The sequence below is a fragment of the Elusimicrobiota bacterium genome (assembly GCA_028718185.1).
Taxonomy (GTDB): domain Bacteria; phylum Elusimicrobiota; class UBA8919; order UBA8919; family UBA8919; genus JAQUMH01.
Genome location: JAQUMH010000006.1, coordinates 1 through 20,173 on the forward strand (window position 1 = coordinate 1; position 20,173 = coordinate 20,173).

At 33.8% G+C, this 20,173-nt stretch carries 14 protein-coding genes; all 14 read left to right on the top strand.

From position 1 onward, the window contains the following. The coding region (locus PHE88_08460) for a hypothetical protein (GenBank protein MDD5687847.1) at positions 1-212 on the top strand (212 nt) is incomplete at its 5' end. Positions 213-425: 213 nt separating this feature from the next. Then, positions 426-2,006: a DUF1957 domain-containing protein gene (locus PHE88_08465; GenBank protein ID MDD5687848.1), complete on the top strand. Its 1,581-nt coding sequence runs from the start codon at positions 426-428 to the stop codon at positions 2,004-2,006. 190 nt (positions 2,007-2,196) lie between these two features. Further along, the gene (locus tag PHE88_08470; GenBank protein MDD5687849.1) at positions 2,197-4,287 is read left to right on the top strand and encodes a tetratricopeptide repeat protein; all 2,091 of its coding nucleotides are present in this window, start codon (positions 2,197-2,199) and stop codon (positions 4,285-4,287) included. Positions 4,288-4,776: 489 nt separating this feature from the next. Then, positions 4,777-6,408, top strand: a complete 1,632-nt coding sequence (locus tag PHE88_08475) for a DUF1957 domain-containing protein (protein MDD5687850.1) — start codon at positions 4,777-4,779, stop codon at positions 6,406-6,408. A 214-nt stretch (positions 6,409-6,622) separates the two neighbouring features. Beyond that, positions 6,623-8,722 (top strand): DUF1926 domain-containing protein, encoded by a 2,100-nt coding sequence (locus PHE88_08480; protein MDD5687851.1) that lies wholly within the window; start codon positions 6,623-6,625, stop codon positions 8,720-8,722. Positions 8,723-8,795: 73 nt separating this feature from the next. Beyond that, on the top strand, positions 8,796-9,062 hold the full coding sequence (locus PHE88_08485; GenBank protein MDD5687852.1) for an HPr family phosphocarrier protein: 267 nt from the start codon (positions 8,796-8,798) through the stop codon (positions 9,060-9,062). A 115-nt stretch (positions 9,063-9,177) separates the two neighbouring features. Then, the gene (gene ptsP / locus PHE88_08490; protein MDD5687853.1) at positions 9,178-10,896 is read left to right on the top strand and encodes a phosphoenolpyruvate--protein phosphotransferase; all 1,719 of its coding nucleotides are present in this window, start codon (positions 9,178-9,180) and stop codon (positions 10,894-10,896) included. Positions 10,897-10,903: 7 nt separating this feature from the next. After that, on the top strand, positions 10,904-12,757 hold the full coding sequence (gene lepA / locus PHE88_08495; GenBank protein MDD5687854.1) for a translation elongation factor 4: 1,854 nt from the start codon (positions 10,904-10,906) through the stop codon (positions 12,755-12,757). A gap of 181 nt (positions 12,758-12,938) precedes the next feature. After that, a complete protein-coding gene (locus PHE88_08500) occupies positions 12,939-14,024 on the top strand; it encodes a hypothetical protein (GenBank protein MDD5687855.1) in 1,086 nt (361 codons plus the stop codon). Positions 14,025-14,058: 34 nt separating this feature from the next. Next, positions 14,059-15,459 (top strand): sigma-54 dependent transcriptional regulator, encoded by a 1,401-nt coding sequence (locus PHE88_08505; protein ID MDD5687856.1) that lies wholly within the window; start codon positions 14,059-14,061, stop codon positions 15,457-15,459. Between the two features lie 161 nt (positions 15,460-15,620). Continuing rightward, the gene (locus tag PHE88_08510) at positions 15,621-16,952 is read left to right on the top strand and encodes a beta-ketoacyl-ACP synthase II (GenBank protein ID MDD5687857.1); all 1,332 of its coding nucleotides are present in this window, start codon (positions 15,621-15,623) and stop codon (positions 16,950-16,952) included. Positions 16,953-17,038: 86 nt separating this feature from the next. Next, a complete protein-coding gene (locus PHE88_08515; protein ID MDD5687858.1) occupies positions 17,039-17,989 on the top strand; it encodes a hypothetical protein in 951 nt (316 codons plus the stop codon). A 109-nt stretch (positions 17,990-18,098) separates the two neighbouring features. Further along, positions 18,099-19,463, top strand: a complete 1,365-nt coding sequence (locus tag PHE88_08520; GenBank protein ID MDD5687859.1) for a radical SAM protein — start codon at positions 18,099-18,101, stop codon at positions 19,461-19,463. Next, the gene (locus PHE88_08525) at positions 19,463-20,146 is read left to right on the top strand and encodes a transposase (protein MDD5687860.1); all 684 of its coding nucleotides are present in this window, start codon (positions 19,463-19,465) and stop codon (positions 20,144-20,146) included. Before PHE88_08520 ends, PHE88_08525 begins: the two co-directional genes overlap by 1 nt. Positions 20,147-20,173 lie beyond the last annotated feature (27 nt).

Here is a 20,173-nt window from a genome sequence, read left to right on the forward strand (position 1 = left end):
TGGCGGATGCAGAATTGATAGTATATGGAGCGACAGAGCCTACAGCAGCGCTAACGATAAACGGGAAAGCGGTAAAGTTGAATCCTGACGGGACATTTTCTATAAGGGTAGATTTTCCTGATGGTGATAAAGTATTTGATATAAAAGCAGTCTCTGAAGATAAAGTAGAAGAACGTAAAATAAAGATAACAGCAGAAAGAAAAACCAAATAGACAGTTAATTAATTTGTAGCTGCACCATCTCATGGTGCCAATAAATAGCTTGTAGAGGCACCATCTAATGGTGCAAAATGAACTCCAGGTTAAAGTTGATGTCCGGGAATTTCAATAATATCACGCCGAGAGCGTGAAACTACAATATAATTAATTTTTGTAGTTGTCGCTAGGCCCTTGGCAAGCTTGACTTGTTATAAAGGATATTAAATTATGGAAAAAGGTTATTTGTGTCTGGTTTTACATGCTCATCTTCCTTACATTCGCCATCCTGAACATGATGATTTTTTGGAAGAGGACTGGTTGTTTGAAGGTATTACAGAAACATATATTCCTCTTCTGGATATGTTTGAACGACTTATATCGGATGGTGTTGATTTCCGTATAACAATGTCACTTACTCCGACCCTGTGCGGAATGTTTGCGGATGAACTTTTGCAGTACAGGTACAAGCGGTATCTTGGCAAACTGGTAGAGCTTTCCGAAAAGGAACTTTTCAGGACCAAAAACCAGGGACAATTCTACAATACAGCACAGATGTACAACAAGAAATTAAAAAAGTGCCGTGAAATTTTTGACAAGTGCGGCGGTAATTTAATAAATGCATTTAGAAGAATCCAGGATACAGGCAAACTTGAAATTATTACTTGCGGTGCTACGCACGGATTCTTACCGTTAATGATTAGTGATAATTCAAAAAGAGCACAAATAGCGGTAGGGGTTTCTGATTATAAAGAAAAATTCGGCAGGGCGCCCAAGGGTATATGGCTTCCCGAATGCGGGTATACCCCTGGTGTAGATAATATATTAAAAGAGAACGGCTTAAGATATTTTTTTGTTGATACTCACGGTATTTTATATGGAACACCACGTCCCAGGTATGGGGTTTTTGCACCGGTCTATTGCCCGTCCGGTGTAGCTGCTTTTGGAAGGGACATGGAATCGGCACACCAGGTATGGTCTGCAGATATCGGGTATCCCGGCGATTTCAGATATAGGGAATTTTACAGGGATGTTGGTTATGACCTGGATTATGAATATATTAAATCATACTTGCATTCTGACGGTATAAGGAGAAATGTAGGTATAAAAAATTATAAAATAACCGGAAACGTTAATCTCGCGGACAAACAACCGTATAATTATGATGAAGCGAAAGAAGCAGCAGCAAGTCATGCCGGTAATTTTATGTTCAATCGCCAGCAGCAGGTAGATTATCTTTTAAACTTATTGAAGAGAAAGCCGATAGTCGTTTCAATGTATGATGCCGAACTTTTCGGTCACTGGTGGTATGAGGGACCTGACTTTTTAGAGTATTTATTCAGGAAAATACATTTTGACCAAAAAACTATAAAGACAATAACACCTTCGGAATATTTGCAAATTCAACCGGATAACCAGGTACTACAGTTGTCCATGTCATCTTGGGGAGACAAAGGTTATAACGAATTCTGGCTTAATGGTACAAATGACTGGGTTTACCGGCATCTTCATAAAGCCGCCGAGAGAATGGTTGAAATTGCACGAAAGAACCCCGATGCCCAGCAATTAAAAAAACGTGCCCTTAACCAGGCAGCAAGAGAATTACTGCTTGCACAGGCATCCGATTGGGCGTTTATTATGACATCCGGCACTATGGTTCAGTATGCTCATAAAAGAACAAAAAACCATATTTCCCAGTTTACTATCTTATTTGAACAAATAGAAAGAAATCAGATAGACGAAGGTTTTTTATCCGACCTTGAGAACAGGGACAATATCTTTCCGAATATTGATTACAAAAATTACTTATAATGTTTTTATGTAATTGCCGAGCCTGACTGCTTCTTTTTTATCCTCTTCTGCAGAGCGAGGAAAGAGGCGAGAGGGTATATTTATATCCTACGGTGACCTTGGCAACACACATAGAATCAGTTTTAGTATAAAATTCTAACCACAAAATCTTTTCTTGTAAAATACACTAAAATATAATATACTTTTAAATATGAAAAAACTTATTGAAAAAAAATGGTTTGCAATTAGTTTGATAATTATTGTTACAACAATTATCTACTTGCCTTCTCTTCATGCACCGTTTATATTTGATGATATAGCAAAAATAGTAGAAAACCCCGATATAAAAAGATTAGACAATATTACAACCAGGCTTATTTATAAATATAATGAGAATAAAAATTTTAAAAGGAATGACCCTTCCAGACCTTTAACGTATCTTACTTTCACGGTAAATTATTATTTTGGAAAATTAAACCCATTTGGTTACCATTTATTTAATCTTATTGTTCACATATTAACATCTATATTGATATTTATTTTGACAAGGAAAATTATTTTATATGCTTATAATAAAGATTCGATTTCATTACCATTTTTTGTAGCTTTATTTTTTGCAATCCATCCTGTTAATACAAGTTCGGTATCATATGTATTCAGTCGCTCTACGGTTTTGATGGCATTTTTCTATTTATCATCTTTAATATTTTTTGTACTAGCAATAGAAAGGAAAAAGTTGCTATATTACTGTATATCAGTATTAAGTTTTATTTTAGCATTATTTTCAAGACAGGACGCCATTACACTTCCAGTAATTATTTTAATTTTTGACTATATATTTTTGAGTAACTTTGACATGCAAAAAGTTATTAAAAATAAATATTATTATATAATTTTCGGACTTTTAATTATTGTTTTTTTGTTATTTAGATATTTTTATTTTGGGGGAATTGGTGATTTGGAGGCAGAAAATTTATGTAAACCTTTATTGTATCTTGCTAGTCAGTGCTACGTGGTACTTAAATACTTTCTGCTTCTTCTAGTGCCTATTGATGTTTGCATATACCGTGGTGTATATTACTCTGTCAAAACGGTATATGAACCCCAGATAATAGTTTCGTTCATAGTTATTATGGCAGTTTTGATAATAAGTTGGTGGTTATATAAGAAAAGAACAAGTATGACGAAAATATTTTTGTTTTCCATTTTATGGTATTTCATTACTTTATCACCAACATCAAGTTTTTTTTCTACTACTAGTTCCATGGTCGATAACCGTTTGTATATTTCAGGATTTGGTTTTTATTTAACGATTATAATTCTCTACTTTTTATTGTTTTCTACCAAAACAGTATTAGGTAACAATTTAAATATTATATCTAAGTTAAAAGTTCAAGATAAAATGTTAATTAGTTTGCTACTAATACATATAGTTTTGCTATCAATATTTACATTTAGAAGAAATCAGCTTTTTCAACAACCGATTCTTTTGTGGCAAGACGTTATTTCAAAATATCCTAATAACATACCGTCGCACATCAATCTTGGAGATCTGCTACGTGAATCAAAAAGATATAATGAAGCAGAGAAAGAATATAGGGAAGCTATAAATTTAAATCAAAATTGTGTAGATGTTCACTATAAATATGGACTTTTATTAGAAGATTTAAAAAGATATAATGAAGCGGAGAAAGAATATATAGAAGAGATAAAGATAAAGCCAGATAATGAATATACACATAACAGTCTAGGATCTTTGTTTAAAAATTTAAAAAGATTTAAAGAAGCTGAAGATGAATATAGAGTTGCGATAAAAATAAATACGAATTATGCAGAAGCACACTTTAATCTCGGAGTTTTACTAAATGATACAAAAAGATTTGAAGGAGCTGAAAAAGAATATAGGGAAGCATTAAGGATAAATCCTAATTATATAGAGGCACGAAATAACCTAGGAACATTGCTATATAATTCAAAAAAACTTGGAGAAACAGAGAATGAGCTAAGGATCCTCATAGAAATAAATCCGCATCTTGCACAATCACACTATAATCTTGGTTTTTTACTCCACAATTTAAAAAGATTTGATGAAGCTGTGAAAGAATACAAAGAAGCGATAAGGTTAAATCCAAATTATACAAAAGCACATAACAATTTAGGCATTTTATATTATGAGCAGAAAGAATATTTTAAATCACTTCAAGAATTTGAAATCGCTTTAAGTTTAGCACCAAATGATAAAGATATTCAAAATAAAGTAAATTTTTTAAAGCAATTAGTAACAGGCAATAAGAGTAGATAAGATTAAGAACCATGACCGTTTCACATTAAAAATAAAAGGGTTTTGGTTCTTGAAAGTAACCGGGCAGATATATTTTGGCGACAAGCTATTTATAAACAGTATTAGTGAATTAATTGGAGTAAATAAGGTTGTAAAGTGATCTGCCCCCATTCATTATACCAAATGTTAATGTGTATTTGAACATAATTGACATGCCCCTGAAAGTTGAAATATGAACGATTTATCACTCGACATTATATTAAATATAGTGTATACTACACATAGGTTTATATTTGGAGGTATTTATGCAAATATTAAAAAGAGAGATAGTTAAATACATAAAACAATTTATTGATACAAAAGATGTCATTGTCTTACATGGTGCAAGACAAGTAGGTAAGACATCAGTAATTCAATATTAACCCACCTTGCCGGTTTTACCTATTACAAAACTAATCGTGGAAAATTTTCCTTGAAAAATAATATAATTGAAGTATAATTGTAGCTGGTATGAAAAATGCTAATGGGGGTTTTTGCTTTATATTACATAGTCATATACCTTATGTAAAAAAAGCTGGGACTTGGCCGTTTGGGGAAGAGTGGTTGTTAGAAGGTCTTTTAGAAACGTATATTCCGCTTCTGGATGTTTTTTATGAACTTAAAGAAAATAATATTCCCTATAAAGCAACAATAGATATTACCCCTGTTTTAATAGAACAACTGGCGGATGAATATTTTATAAAAAGGTTTGAAGAATTTGTTTCCGAAAAAATTAAACGTGCTGAATTTGATATTGAAAAGTTTTCTGCAAGGCACCAGTCCGATTATAAGTGCCTTGCTGAATTTTATAGAAATATTTTTGTAAAGATTCTTGATAATTTCAAAAATAAATATCAACGGAATATTATAGCGGCTTTTAAAAAACTGCAGGATGACAACAACATAGAAATTATGACATCCGCAGCAACTAACGGGTATCTGCCGCTTTTATCCTGCGATTCTTCAATTTATGCACAGTTAAAAATCGGGATTGATACATATAAAAAACATTTTGATAGAAAACCAAAAGGTGTATGGCTTCCTGAGTGTGCCTACAGGCAGGGGAAAAATGTTCAGGCAGGCAATAAAGAATCATACCGTAGTCCTTCTCTTGATAAATTCCTATGCGATTTAGGTGTGGAATATTTTATTGTTGATAGTTCCGGAATAGAATGCGGTCAGGCGTTTTGTGAGAATAAAAAAATAGAACAGACGACTTTATTGCCGTATCTTACGAGAGATGGTGTTGCGGTTTTTGGAAGAGACAAAGAGACAGGGCAATTAGTGTGGTCCAGTGAACATGGGTATCCTGCTGATGGTAAATATCGTGAATTTTACAAGAATGATTATGATTCAGGTTTGCAGTATTGGCGGGTTACTTCAACAAAAGTCGATTTAGGATTAAAAGAAATTTATAATTTAAAAAATGTTTCTGAAAAAATAAAAGAAGATGCCGGGCATTTCAGTAATGTTGTGGAAAGAAAACTTGACGAATTTAATAAAAAAAATGGCGATTATGGAATGATTACCGCTCCGTATGATGCTGAACTTTTCGGGCACTGGTGGTTTGAGGGTATTGAATGGTTAAAACAGGTATTAATCAAAATATCCCAAAATCCGAAAGTATCGCTTCTAACGCCATCTGAGTATTTGCAGGAACATAAACCGAAATGTGTTGCTGAAATTGCCGAGTCATCCTGGGGTGAGGACAGCAACCATTATATGTGGCTTAACCCGGAAACAAAGTGGATGTGGCCTTATATTCATGATGCCGAGCTTCAAATGGAGGATGTTGTCCAGATATTTAAGAATAATAATATTCCGGCTAATACCTTAAGAACATTAAAACAAGCAGCACGGGAACTGCTTTTGCTACAATCATCTGATTGGGCTTTTTTAATTACAACAAAACAGGCGAAAGAATATGCTACTGAAAGATTTCTTTTACATTTTAACCGTTTTTGCCGTCTTGCTGCTGCGATAGAAGAACAAGGTATTGAAACTAATGAGTTTCTTACATTTTTGAAAGAAACCGAAAACATAGATACTGTTTTTTCAGAAATTGATTTTAGGGATTTTGCTAAAGTAGTGATAAAAGATTAAAAATAGATATTAGGAGACTGGAGGAATATATTGAAATTGGTAGAAATAAATAGAAATTAGTAGTCCGCCACTAAGCCATCGGCGGATTTGAAAAAAATAAAACAACAAGTTTCCATAAATTACAATAAGTTTCGCAAAGCATATTTCTGTCAATTTCTATTTCCCTAATTTCAGAATCTACATTACACAGTCTTAAAAGAGGGGCGCTTAAAAAATGAAAAAAATAAATTTTATTTTTGGAGTACACAACCATCAACCTGTAGGGAATTTTGACAATGTTTTTGAGTGGGCTGTAAAGACGGCATACGAGCCGTTTTTAAGTGTTATTGAGAAACATCCTAAGGTAAAAATAGTAATCCATTATACAGGGTGTCTTATCGATTGGCTTGAGAAGAATAGACCGGATATAATCAGCCGTCTTAAATTACTCGTAAAAAAAGGTCAGGCGGAAATGTTGACCGGCGGATATCATGAACCTATCTTACCTGTAATTTCTGATATTGATAAGAACGGTCAAATAAAAAAACTAACCGATTATATAAAAAAAGAGTTTTTATGCACTCCGAAAGGATTGTGGCTTGCTGAACGGGTTTGGGAGCCGACACTTGCTAAGATATTAAACGAAGCAGGCGTTGAATATATTGTTCTTGATGATGCGCATTTTCTTGCTTCCGGTATTGATGAAAAAAAACTGCGCGGCTATTTTATAACAGAGGACCAGGGAGTACCGCTTAAAATATTCCCCATATGCCAGAAATTAAGATACACTATGCCGTTTGCGCAACCGGAAGATACGATAAATTACCTTAAGAGTGAAGCATCCGATGACCCTTCAACTTTACTTGTTATGGCTGATGACGGCGAAAAATTCGGCATTTGGCCCGAAACATATAAAACATGTTATGAAGAAAAATGGCTTGAAAAATTTCTTGTGCTTTTAGAACAAAATTCCGATTGGATTAATATAACGACATTTTCAGAATATATTAAAAAATATCCTGCAGTAGACAGGATTTATCTTATGGCAACTTCGTATTTTGAAATGAGTGAATGGTCACTCCCTGCCAAAACACAAGTTGATTTTGAAGAAGCTATTATTAATTCGGACGACAACCTGAAAAGGTTTTTAAAAGGCGGGTTCTGGAGAAATTTCCTGACAAAATATTCAGAATCAAACAACATGCACAAAAAAATGCTTTATATTAGTGAAAAAATAAAAGAATTAAAAAATGATACAGCTGCACAGTCGTTAAAAGAGTCAGGTTCAGATGACCCTGTAAACCTTTTGTATAAAGGTCAGTGTAATTGTGCGTATTGGCACGGAATTTTCGGGGGTTTATATCTTCCGCATTTGAGGCACGCAATTTACAAAAATCTGATAGAAGCAGAGAATTCAATTCCGCCATCAACAGAAATCTGTGATTTTGACAAAGACGGTCAAAAAGAAATAATTGCGACTACTAAAAATATAAATGTTTATTTAAAACCATCATATGGCGGGGCGATAACTGAACTTGACTTCAAGCCGGTTAGTTTTAATTTAACCGATGTCCTGACCCGGAGGTTTGAAGCATATCATAGAAAAGTTGACAGTGCTACTATAAAAATAGAAGGTAAAAAACTGGAAACAATTCACAATGCTTATTATACAAAGGAACTCGGATTACAGAAATATCTGAAGTACGACTGGTATAACAGGTGTTCGCTCCTTGACCATTTTTTTCATAAGGCAACAACCTTAGAAAAATATAACGATTGTGAATACGGGGAAATCGGTGATTTTGTAAATCAGCCGTATAATATTGAATCAAAAAGCCGGAAAACAAAAACAAAGGATATCAGTTTAAAACGAGACGGCCATCTTTGGCTTGAAAGCGGTTTAATTCCAATACAGGTTTTGAAAACGATAAACATAAAAGAGACAGCGGTAAATATAGATTATGAAATTACAAATAACCACGAAAAAGCAATGGAATTATGGTATGGCTGCGAGTTCAATCTTGCTCTTTCAAATCCGAATGATGAAAAATGCTTCTACTTAGCCGGTGAAAGAAAAGAGAATTTTTCAGCAAAAACATCTTTTGAAAAAATGAAATCGCTGATAATCAGTGACATTTACGGTGGTTTTAATTTAAAAATGGAGGCATCGGATTTATTTGATTTCTGGGTTTTCCCGATATGGACGATTTCACTGTCCGAAGCCGGTTTTGAAAAAACATATCAAGGCTCATCAGTTACAGTTAATAAAAAGTTTTTACTGGAACCGAAAGGAAAATATAAATTTACATTAAAAATGGATATGGAACAGATTTGAAGATGTAGGCAGAGCAAGCTCTGCCACTACAATGTTGGAGTAGTTGCCGACCTTGGTCGGCACTAACTTATTTATGATTGAAAAAACTGTAAAAATAAAAAATAAACTCGGATTGCACGCCCGCCCTGCGGCTCTTTTTGTCCAGACGACATCGAAGTTTAAGTCGTCAGTAAAGATAATTAAAGAGGGACAAGAAGTGGATGGTAAATCTATAATGGGTTTAATGATGCTTGCAGCAGGGATGGATACTGAATTACGTATTTTAGCAAATGGTGAAGACGAAAACGAATTAATAAAGGCAGTTGAAGCTTTAGTTGACCGAAAATTTGAAGAAGATTGATTGAGATTTGTGTTTAAAAGCGTAGTTGCACCGCCTTGCGGTGCTATAATTAATTTATATTTGTAGTTGCCGACCTTGGTCGGTATAACTTATTTATTAATAGGAGCATAAAACTATGTTATATAAAGGAATCCCGGCATCGTCCGGTATTGCGATAGGCAAGGCATTTGTTATTGAAGATGAGGATTTTTATGTTATAAAAAGGACCATTTCAAAAGAAGAAGTGCATGGAGAAGTAGAAAAATTTAAAAAAGCAGTTGAAGATGCAAAAAATGAACTTGAAAAAACAAAAAATCAGGCGATGAAACGGCTTGGCAAAAAGTACATAAAACTTTTTGACGCCTACCTGTTTATTGTTGAAGACCCGACACTTAAAAATGACGTCGTTTCCAAGATAACTAAAAAATTAATTAATGCCGAATATGCATTACATGAAGTGATTGAAGAAAATTCACAAGCATTTGAAAAGATAGAAGACGAGTATTTTAAAGAGCGGGGAAAGGATGTTTTTAACGTCGGCAAGAAAGTTATGAAACACTTGATAGGGATTCACAGAAAAACACTGACTAATATTACAGAAGGCTCGATTATTTTTGCTAATAATCTTACGCCGACAGACACAATTACCATGAAAGATGAAAGTGTAATAGGGTTTGCCACGAATATCGGCGGCAAGACCTCACACACGGCGATTATGGCGCAAGCATTAGGAATACCGGCAGTTGTAGGGATGAGAGATATTACGTCACATATTACCCATGGTGATGCTGTTATTGTTGACGGGATAGAAGGTGTTATTATTGTTAAGCCCGATGCAGATACAATGAATAACTACAAAAGAAGACAGCATCTTTATTTAACCGAACAGCAGGAACTTATCCAGTTTATTGATCTGCCGGCAATTACCATGGACGGGCAAAAAATTGTTGTTGCTTCAAATATTGAAATTCCGGACGAAATAAAATCAGTAATTGCAAATGGTGCGGAAGGTATAGGTCTTTTCAGAACAGAGTATCTTTTTTTGAATAGAAAAGAGTTCCCAACCGAAGATGAGCAGTTTGAATCATACAGGTCTGTTGTGGAAAAGGTCTTTCCTAACCCGGTGGTAATCAGGACTATGGATTTAGGCGGCGATAAACTTCTTCCTTTTTTTGAGATGGGCGAAGAAAGAAATCCATTTATGGGTCTGCGGGCAATAAGATTCTGCCTTAAATATCCTGAGATATTTAAGACACAACTTAGAGCGATTTTAAGAGCGTCGGTTTTCGGTAATGTTAATATAATGTATCCGATGATTTCCGGGATAGACGAGCTTCGTGCTGCAAATGTCATACTGAATGAAGTCAAACAAGAATTAAAAAGTAAAAACATTCAATTTGACGAGGATGTTGAGGTTGGTATAATGATCGAAATCCCGTCTGCGGCATTAACAGTAGATATTTTAGCAAAAGAATCCGATTTTCTATCTATCGGGACCAATGATTTGATACAATATACTCTTGCCGTTGATAGAGTCAATGAATTTGTTACCCATCTTTACGAACCGTTGCATCTTTCCGTTTTAAGACTTTTGAAGAATATAATAGATGCCGGTCATAAAGCAGGGAAGTGGGTTTCAATGTGCGGTGAAATGGCAGGTGACCCATCATATGCCGAAATACTTTTAGGATTAGGGCTTGAACACTTTAGCGTGGCTTCTTCTTCCGTTTTAAGATTAAAAAAAGAAATAAGAAAAATAGATCTTGCAACTGCCAAAAAGATAACCGATGAAATTCTAGCCGAGTCTAACAGAGAACTTTTAATTAAAAGAGTTAAACAGCGTAAATCACACTAAATATTATATGAATATTCGTAATTTTTCAATCATAGCCCATATTGACCATGGTAAATCTACTCTTGCAGACAGGCTTTTGGAGTTTACATCGTCAATAACCACTTCGCACAAAGGACAAGTTTTAGATGCTATGGATTTGGAAAGAGAACGCGGGATTACAATAAAAGCGAAAGCTGTCCGGCTTAGTTATACTGCACCTGATAACCAAACCTACCAGTTAAATCTTATTGATACGCCGGGCCATGTTGATTTCACATATGAAGTTTCCCGTGCACTTGCCGCTTGCGAAGGATGTCTATTACTTGTAGATGCCTCGCAGGGTGTTGAAGCTCAAACCCTTTCTAATTATGAACTTGCCAAACAGCATAACTTAAAAATAATTCCTGTAATTAATAAAATTGACTTAAAACAAGCTGATGTTCCAAAGACCCAGTATCAAATAGAGAAAATATTGAAAATTACAGAGCCGCCGATTCTTGTTTCAGCAAAACAAAATATTGGTACGGATAAAATTGTAAATGCAATAATTGAGAAGATTCCGCAACCTGCCGATGATGTTAAAAAACCGCTCAAAGCGTTAGTTTTTGATTCGCATTATGATTCTTTCAGAGGGGTGATAATTTATATCCGTGTTTTTGAGGGTGAATTTGTAAATGGCAGGAAGGTGCTTTTTTTCTCAACCGGCGAAAAGTTCGACGTTGAAGAAGTCGGGTTTTTCCAGGTCCAAAATCCCTCAATACCCGCAGGCCGGCAAAAAACAGATAAGCTATCGGCAGGTGAAGTAGGTTATGTTATTCTCGGGATAAGAGATATTCATAAAATAAAAATCGGCGATACAATTACAGACGCTGAAAATCCAACCGCTATGCAGCACCCCGGCTACAAGGAATTAAAACCATTTGTTTTTTGCGGGTTATACCCGGTAAATCCCGGAGATTATAACAATCTTACAAAAGCAATAGGGAAACTTCATCTTGAGGACTCTGCATTTTTTTACCAGCCGGAAACATCAGTTGCTCTTGGTTTTGGTTACAGGTGCGGTTTCTTGGGACTTTTGCATATGGATATTATAAAAGAACGGCTGCAACGTGAGTTTGACCTGAATTTGATTATTACCGCACCCAATGTCCGGTATAAAATTAAATATATAGAAAATAAAACACCCTCAAGGGCGTTACAGCTTAACGATGTAGATAAATCAGCTGTAGTTGAGATAGATAACCCGTCAAAATTTCCTGAAAAACAGTTTATTGATAAGGTTTATGAACCATATATTTTAGCCACAATCATTTTACCCGCCCAATTCGTTGGCAATGTAATGGCTCTTTGTGAAGGCAAGCGTGGCGATTTCCTGGACATGACATATATTACTGAGGACAAGGTGAAACTCACGTATGAAATGCCGCTTGCAGATGCCATTGTAGATTTTTATGATAATTTAAAGTCGGTCTCTTCCGGTTATGCATCTTTTGATTATGAAATTTGCGATTATAAAGAATCCGAGCTGGTCAAGTTAGACATCCTTGTTAATAACGAACCCGTTGATGCTCTTTCTTTTGTTATTCATAAAAATAATGCTGAATTTTATGGGAGAAAGATTGTTGAAAAATTAAGAGGACTCATTCCCCGCCAGCTATTTGAAGTACCAATCCAGGCATCAATAGCCAATAAAGTCATAGCCCGTGAAAATGTCCGTGCATTGAGGAAAGACGTCATCGCCAAATGCTACGGCGGTGATATCTCCCGCAAAAGAAAACTTCTTGAAAAGCAGAAAGAAGGCAAAAAGAAAATGAAACAATTCGGCAACGTATCAATCCCCCAGGAAGCCTTCCTGGCAGTCCTGAAACTCGATTCTGAATAAAAAAACATTTAGTAATATGATATTAAAAAGCTAGAAATGCCCAGCATAGTGGGCTTTTTATTTTTATAAATGATATATAACTATTGATATATTGCACAGAATAATGTAAAATAAGTAAAATTAACCAAGAATTTTTCATTAAGGTGCATTGTTATGTTATATTCTTACATAATTTTTTGCTATGAATTTAAAAATCAGACAAAAACAAGGTATTTTTTTTAAACAAAAGTTTAATATTACTGCTAAAATACGTTTGTCTGAAATTATAAAACTTCCTGAAAATAAATACGCTCAGTTAGTTGAAGATGTTGAAAAGGGTTTCTTATTTAAAAAGTTGTCGTCGTTTTATTATAAAAATCAAAGAATAATAAGTAATAGAAGATTCTCAAAAACTGATTTTTCTTCAGATTTCTTAGAATTTAATGAAAAAGCTAACATAAACAGAACAGATAATGTTGAAGTTGAATCGTTAATTTCTAAACGGAAAGAAACAGTTTCTATTATAAAAAAATTAGGAATAGCTAATTTAAAAAAATACTTTCTATATAATAATGTTGAAAAATCTACTAGAGAAATAAGCTCAATATGTAAAATATCTGAAAAGGATGTAAAAAAAATATATAATTTAATCAATGAATTATCTGTTCATAATGAATTTTATTATCCTTCAGCGATACAAGGTAATTTAAATATAAATTATTATAAAATTGCTAAAATTGACGATGATGGTTCAAAAGGTTTTATTATAAATTATTTTTCTCCAAAATACAGTCAGGGGAAATATATAATTAATTATTCCAATCTTTCAAAATTAAAAAAGCAAGGTACATTTTCAAAAGAAGAATTAAAAGAAATAGATAGATTATTAGAAAATCTAAACCTTATTAATAATAAAAAGATGACTATTTTTCAAGTGATAAAAAAAATAACTGAAAAACAAAAAGGTTATTTATTGTCAGGTGATAAAAAGGATATAATACCGTATACTCAGATGGAATTGGCAAAAGAAATAAAGTCAGATAATAGTTTAGTTAGCCGTGCAATTGCTAACAGAAGTATTGAGACTCCACAAAACAAGGAAGTACCATTGCAATTTTTCTTTCCGAGTAAGAAAGATATAAGAAAAGACATAATCAAAAAAATAATTGAAAATGAAAAAAATAATCACTTGACTGATAGGGAAATTAAATGTATACTGAAAAACGAGTTTAAAATTGATGTTTCTCGCAGAACAGTTGCGGTATGTAGAAAAGAATCAGGAGAATAAAAACTAATTATTTTAAAGAAACATAGGTGGTTATATGACAGAAGTTAAATCTACTATTTTAGTAGTTGATGATGACCTAAGTGTAATAGAATCTTATAAGATTTTATTAGAGGATAAATATAATGTTTTAATTGCCAACGATGGTACCAAGGCATTGGAAATATTACAAAAGGAATCTGTTAACTTAGTTCTTCTGGATATACTAATGCCTGGTATGGACGGGTTAGAAACATTAAAAAAGATAAAAGAAGATAATGAAGTTGAGGTAATAATGATTACAGCAGTAAGGACTGTCCGTACCGCAATTCAGGCAGTGAAATTAGGCGCATATGATTATATCACCAAACCATTTGATATAGATGATTTATTGGCAACTATAAATAAGGTTTTAGAAAAGCAGGGTTTAAACAGGCAGATAATTTATTTAAAGGCAGCGCTTAAAAATTATATATATGAAAATATGGTTGGGAAAAGTGAAAAAATAACCAAAGTGTTTAATATGATTTCAGAAGTCAGCAATAATGATTCAACAATTTTAATTACAGGGGAAAGTGGTACCGGAAAGGAACTCATAGCAAGGGCAATCCATAATAAGGGCTCAAGAAAAGATAAACCTTTTATTGCTGTTGATTGTGCTTCTATACCGGAAAATTTAGTAGAAAGCGAATTATTCGGTCATGAAAAAGGAGCATTTACAGATGCTACTACCCAAAGAATAGGTAGATTTGAGTTATCTAGTGGAGGTACTCTTTTTCTTGATGAAATCGGGAATTTAAAGTTAGATATACAAAGTAAAATATTGAGAGTGTTAGAAGAACGTGAAATCCAGAGGATAGGCAGTAGCAAAATTATAAAAATTGATTCAAGGATAATTTCTGCTACGAATGTAGATTTAAAAAAAGCTGTAAAAGCAGGACAATTTCGTGAGGATTTATATTATAGATTAAACGTTATACCGATTTTTGCACCGGCGTTACGGGAGAGAAAAGAAGACATACCGATGTTAGTGGATTATTTCATTGACTTATATAATAAGGAATTTAATAAAAAAGTTTCCGGGGTATCAGAAGAAGCAGTAGCTTATCTTAGTAATTATGACTGGCCTGGAAATGTTAGAGAATTACGTAATGTAATGGAAAGATTAATTGCATTAAGTAAAGAAAATATTATATCTCATAAAAGATTACCTGTAGATATTTTGCTTTCACAAGAAATAAAACCCGAGGACTATTATGCTACTGTTTCACTAAAAGCAGCAAGGTATGAATTTGAGAAACAATTTGTATTAAAAGTTTTAGAAAAAGCTAATTGGAATCAGACAAAAGCAGCAAAACTTTTAGGTATTCACAGAAACGCGATTATCTTCAAAATAGAAGCTTTTAACCTACGCCCCATTATCAAACAAGCCAAATTAGACCTGCGTTCCAAAAAATAGATTGCACAATAAATTGTATACCATTGCACAAATAAAGATACACTTTTAATTCAAATTCAAATAGGATTGATTTATTTGTTGGCACATAATTTGCACCTCTTTCTATTAGACACCACTGACATCACTTTTGGATTTTTAAGATTTTTGAAGGAGGTAAATTAGTGTCAAATCGTGCAGTAATAACAGGAGTCGGTATAATTGCCCCGAATGGTATTGGCAAAGATAGATATTGGAAAGCAATTACATCAGGTGAATCAGGTATAAAAAAAATAAGTAGTTTTGATACCTCGCAATATCCAACCAAAATAGCCGGTGAAGTTTCAGACTTTAATCCGGCAAATTATATGGAAAAAAGAAAGTCAAAGATGTTGAGCAGGTTTACCCAATTTGCTTTAGTGGCTACTAAAATGGCAATAGAGGATTCGGCATTAAAACCCGAGAATGAAGATCCTTATAGAATGGGGATTTCTTTTGGTAATACACTGGGAGGAGAAGAGATTGATGAGGAGCAGCATATTGTCTTTCATGAAAAGGGTTGGGAAAATCTTGATCCCTTTTCTTCTGCAAGAGCAAGCAACAATTATGCAGTAGGAGTAATAGCATCAGAATTAAAGATTAAAGGACCAAACATTACTATATCCACAGGATGTACTTCTGCGTTAAGTGCTATTGCGTATGCGCTTGATTTAATAAAGTCAGGTAAGACAGATATTGTTATTGCAGGAGGCAGTGAAGCGCCTTTAGTTCCGTTTGCATTTAATGCATTTTGTGCAGCAGGCGTTCTTTCAAGAAGAAATGAAAAACCGGAAAAAGTAAGCAGACCTTTTGAAAAAAATAGAGATGGCTATGTATTAGCCGAAGGATGTGGTATTCTAATAATAGAAAGTTTGGAGCATGCCTTAAAAAGAAATGCTGACATTTATGCTGAAGTAGCAAGTTATGGAGTTACCAACGATGGTTTTAGCATGTTAAGAATGGAACCGATGGGTAACGAAGTAGCAAAAGCAATTGAACTGGCATTAAAAAGCGGAAATTTAGAAGCAGGAGATATAGATTACATAAATGCACATGGAAGTTCTTCTCCGTTATCAGATAAAAGGGAGACGAATGCGATTAAACTATCTTTAGGTGAACATGCCTATAAAACACCGATTAGTTCAATAAAATCAATGGTAGGACAACCATTAGCAGCAACCGGAGGAATTCAAGCCATTACTACGGCTTTAGCAATAAAAAACAGATGTATCCCTCCGACAATAAACTATGAAGAAGAAGATCCGGATTGTGACCTTAATTACACTCCCAATAAATCACAAACTTGTGAGATAGATGCTGCATTAATAAATGGTTTTGGACTTGGAGGTAACAATATTTCAATGATTTTGAAAAAATATGATAGTATCCCTGAAAGTGTTCCCAGAAATATTGTTACAGATTTCAAAGTAGAGATACCTCAATCATATAGTAATTTCCAAAATGCACAAAGTCGGTAATATTTAAAATTATTGACAGTTTTTAATAAAAGGAGTAAAATTGACAGAAGATAGAATCTAAATTTTAGAAGTAGAAAAGGGGGAAAATGAAAAAAGTATTTTTGTTTTTAAGTTTAATTGGGGTTGTATTGATTTTGAGTTTTAAAGATGTTTTTGCCGGTGCGCCATGGGGTGAGGTTTTGCCGAAAGGGCGTTCTTGGCTCAAGGTGTATTATGTAAGCACCTGGGCATCTGAAAAATATAATGAAGATAGAAAAATAGTACCTTTAGTTACCGGATTTAAATCTGATGCCAGAGAAAATGTGCCGGCAATGGAGTATGGTTATGGATTAACAGATGATTTATCTGTTGGAACAATTATCCCTTATACTTATCGCTCTTATAAACTTGAGCCACAAACTATACCTGAACAGAAAGCATCCGGTATCGGGGATGTTAAATTAGGTGGGCAATATAGGTATTATAAGACGGATATTCTAACGTTAACTTTTAGAAGTACAGTAAAATTACCTACAGGTAAAGTTGATGACCCGAACGATAGGGAAGATATTGATATAGGAACCGGACAGACTTATATAGAATTTACCAATTATGTGGATTATTATCTGTTAGAAAAAACATGGGTAGCAAGTGGGATGTTAAGATATAACTTGCAGCTTGAAGGAGAATATGATGCATCTAATGCACAGATAGCTCGTCTAGGCAATACCTACAAAAAGAAAATCGGTGATGAATTATGGTTAGCGGCCGGTTTAGAGAGACGGGATATCGTTGCTCAGGGATTATCAGCGAGTATGAGGATAGAAGAAAGAATTGATATGAAGGATGACTATACTTCAAATTCTCAAACATATGATGAGTCAAAAGAAAAAAATACTTCCGGAGACTATTTATTTCTTCAGCCGGAAATAAAGTACAGCGCATATAAAATTTATAAAATCCCGGTACGAGTTTATAGCAATTACAGAATACCCGTATCCGGCAAAAACAACTATGTTACAAACCGCCTTGAAATAGGAATAGACATTTTCTTTTAATCTTTTATTTAGTTTTTAATAATTGTAGTCGCACGCCCTTGGCGTGCCATATTATACGTGCTACTGCTCCGTAATTATGTAGTAGATTCTCCTTGACAGTCATATTTTTATGAAAGTATTATTGATTCAACCACCACTCAACCCCAATATTATCGGCGCAGGAACCGGGTTTCTTACAGAACCACTTGCTTTGGAAATACTGGCTGCTTCAATACCCCATCATGATGTTCATATTCTCGATATGAGAATTGATAATAATTTAACTAAAACATTAGATTCTTTCCGACCGGATATTGTCGGTATTACAAGCTTAACACCAGACGTCTATATTGCCAAAGAAATACTTTTCAAAATTAAAAAATACAATCAACAAATATTAACAGTAATAGGCGGTCATCATGCTACTATGATACCGGAAGATTTTAAAGAAAGCTATATTGATGTAGTTGTAATAGGAGAGGGGGAGGTAACTTTCAAAGAACTCGTAGATGCATTTGAAAAAAAAGATATTTTTTCAAATATAAAAGGAATTGCTTTTAAAAATGGAGAGAAAGATTTATTTTTTACGACTCCTCGGGAGTTGATATCTAATATGGACGATATGCCTGTTCCAAACAGAAGTTTAACAGCTAATCATCGTAATGAATATTTTCGTGGTTCCTGGCGACCTGTTGCTTCAATAATGACTTCTAAAGGCTGTCCTTTCAGATGTAATTTCTGTGCTTTATGGAAAATAAATAATGGGAAATATTTTGTACGTAGTCCCGAATCAGTTGTTGATGAGTTGGAAAACATCAAAGAACATTTTATAGATTTTGCAGAAGATAATGCTCTTCACGATATACCAAGAGCAGAAAAAATATACGAATTAATAAAAAAACGAGGAATTAAAAAAACGTATAAATTATATGCTCGGTCAGATACTATTGTCAGACATCCTGAAATTGTGGAAAAATGGAAAGAAATCGGAATGGAACTGGTCCTTATCGGATTGGAATCATTCAAAGACGACGAACTCAAAGAGTTAAATAAACATAATACTATTAGTAACAATGAAAAAGCAGTTAGTATTTTACAAGAAAATGGGGTAGAAATAGCGGCCTATTTTATAATCAATCCAAATTATATAAAAGAAGATTTTGACAGATTAGCGGAATATGTACAAAAACTTAACCTGAAACAACCGATTTTTACTGTTTTAACACCGCTACCCGGTACCGATTTCTACAAAGAAAAATATAATGAGTTAACAACTCACAACTATCAAATGTATGATTTTGTCCATTCTGTTTTACCGACAAAATTACCCACTAAGGATTTCTACAAATGTTTAATAGAATTATACCGTAAAACATATGCTTCAGCAATAACAACCATGGGCGCAAATAAAATTATGGCTCAGTTAACAAACATCGGGGACGGTTCTGGTTATTTGGGATATAAGAGTTCAAGTATAATAAAGGAGTATAGTTAATGCCGAGGCGAGCACGATTTACAATTGAAGATGGAACATATCATGTAATGATACGAGGAAACAATCGTAATCCGATATTTCAAAATAGCGAAGATTTTAGTTATTTTATGGAGTTAATTAAAGATAATAAAGAGAAATACAATTTGAAGGTGTATCATTATGTGTTGATGAATAATCATATCCATATAATAATAAAATCAGTCATAGGAAAGAATTTGAGTGAAGCAATGAAGCGGATGATGGTAAGTTATATGAGATATTATCGTAAGTTGTATAAAGGTATAGGACATTTTTTCCAGGATAGATTCAAGAGTTTTTTGATACAAGATGGAAAATATCTGCTTGAATGTGGTAGGTATGTAGAACTGAATCCCGTAAGTGCCGGTATTGTGAAATATCCTAATGAATACAAATGGAGCAGTTATAAAGTATATGCAGAGGGGGAGAAATCAAATTTAATAGATATTAATCCTGAATATATGGGATTAAGTGAGGACATAGATAATAGAAAAAAGAGATACAAAGAATATATAAACGATGGTTTGTTTGAGCAACGGACAGAAGAACGATTTTTCAAAGAAGGGGCATATGGTTCTGTAGAATTTAAAGAGATATTGAAAAAAAGAGGACTAAAACCAATTTGGTCACATGGTGGGTGTTCTCCTAAAGTGGGAAAGAGTTAAATAACCAGAACCGTCCCCGATTTTTAA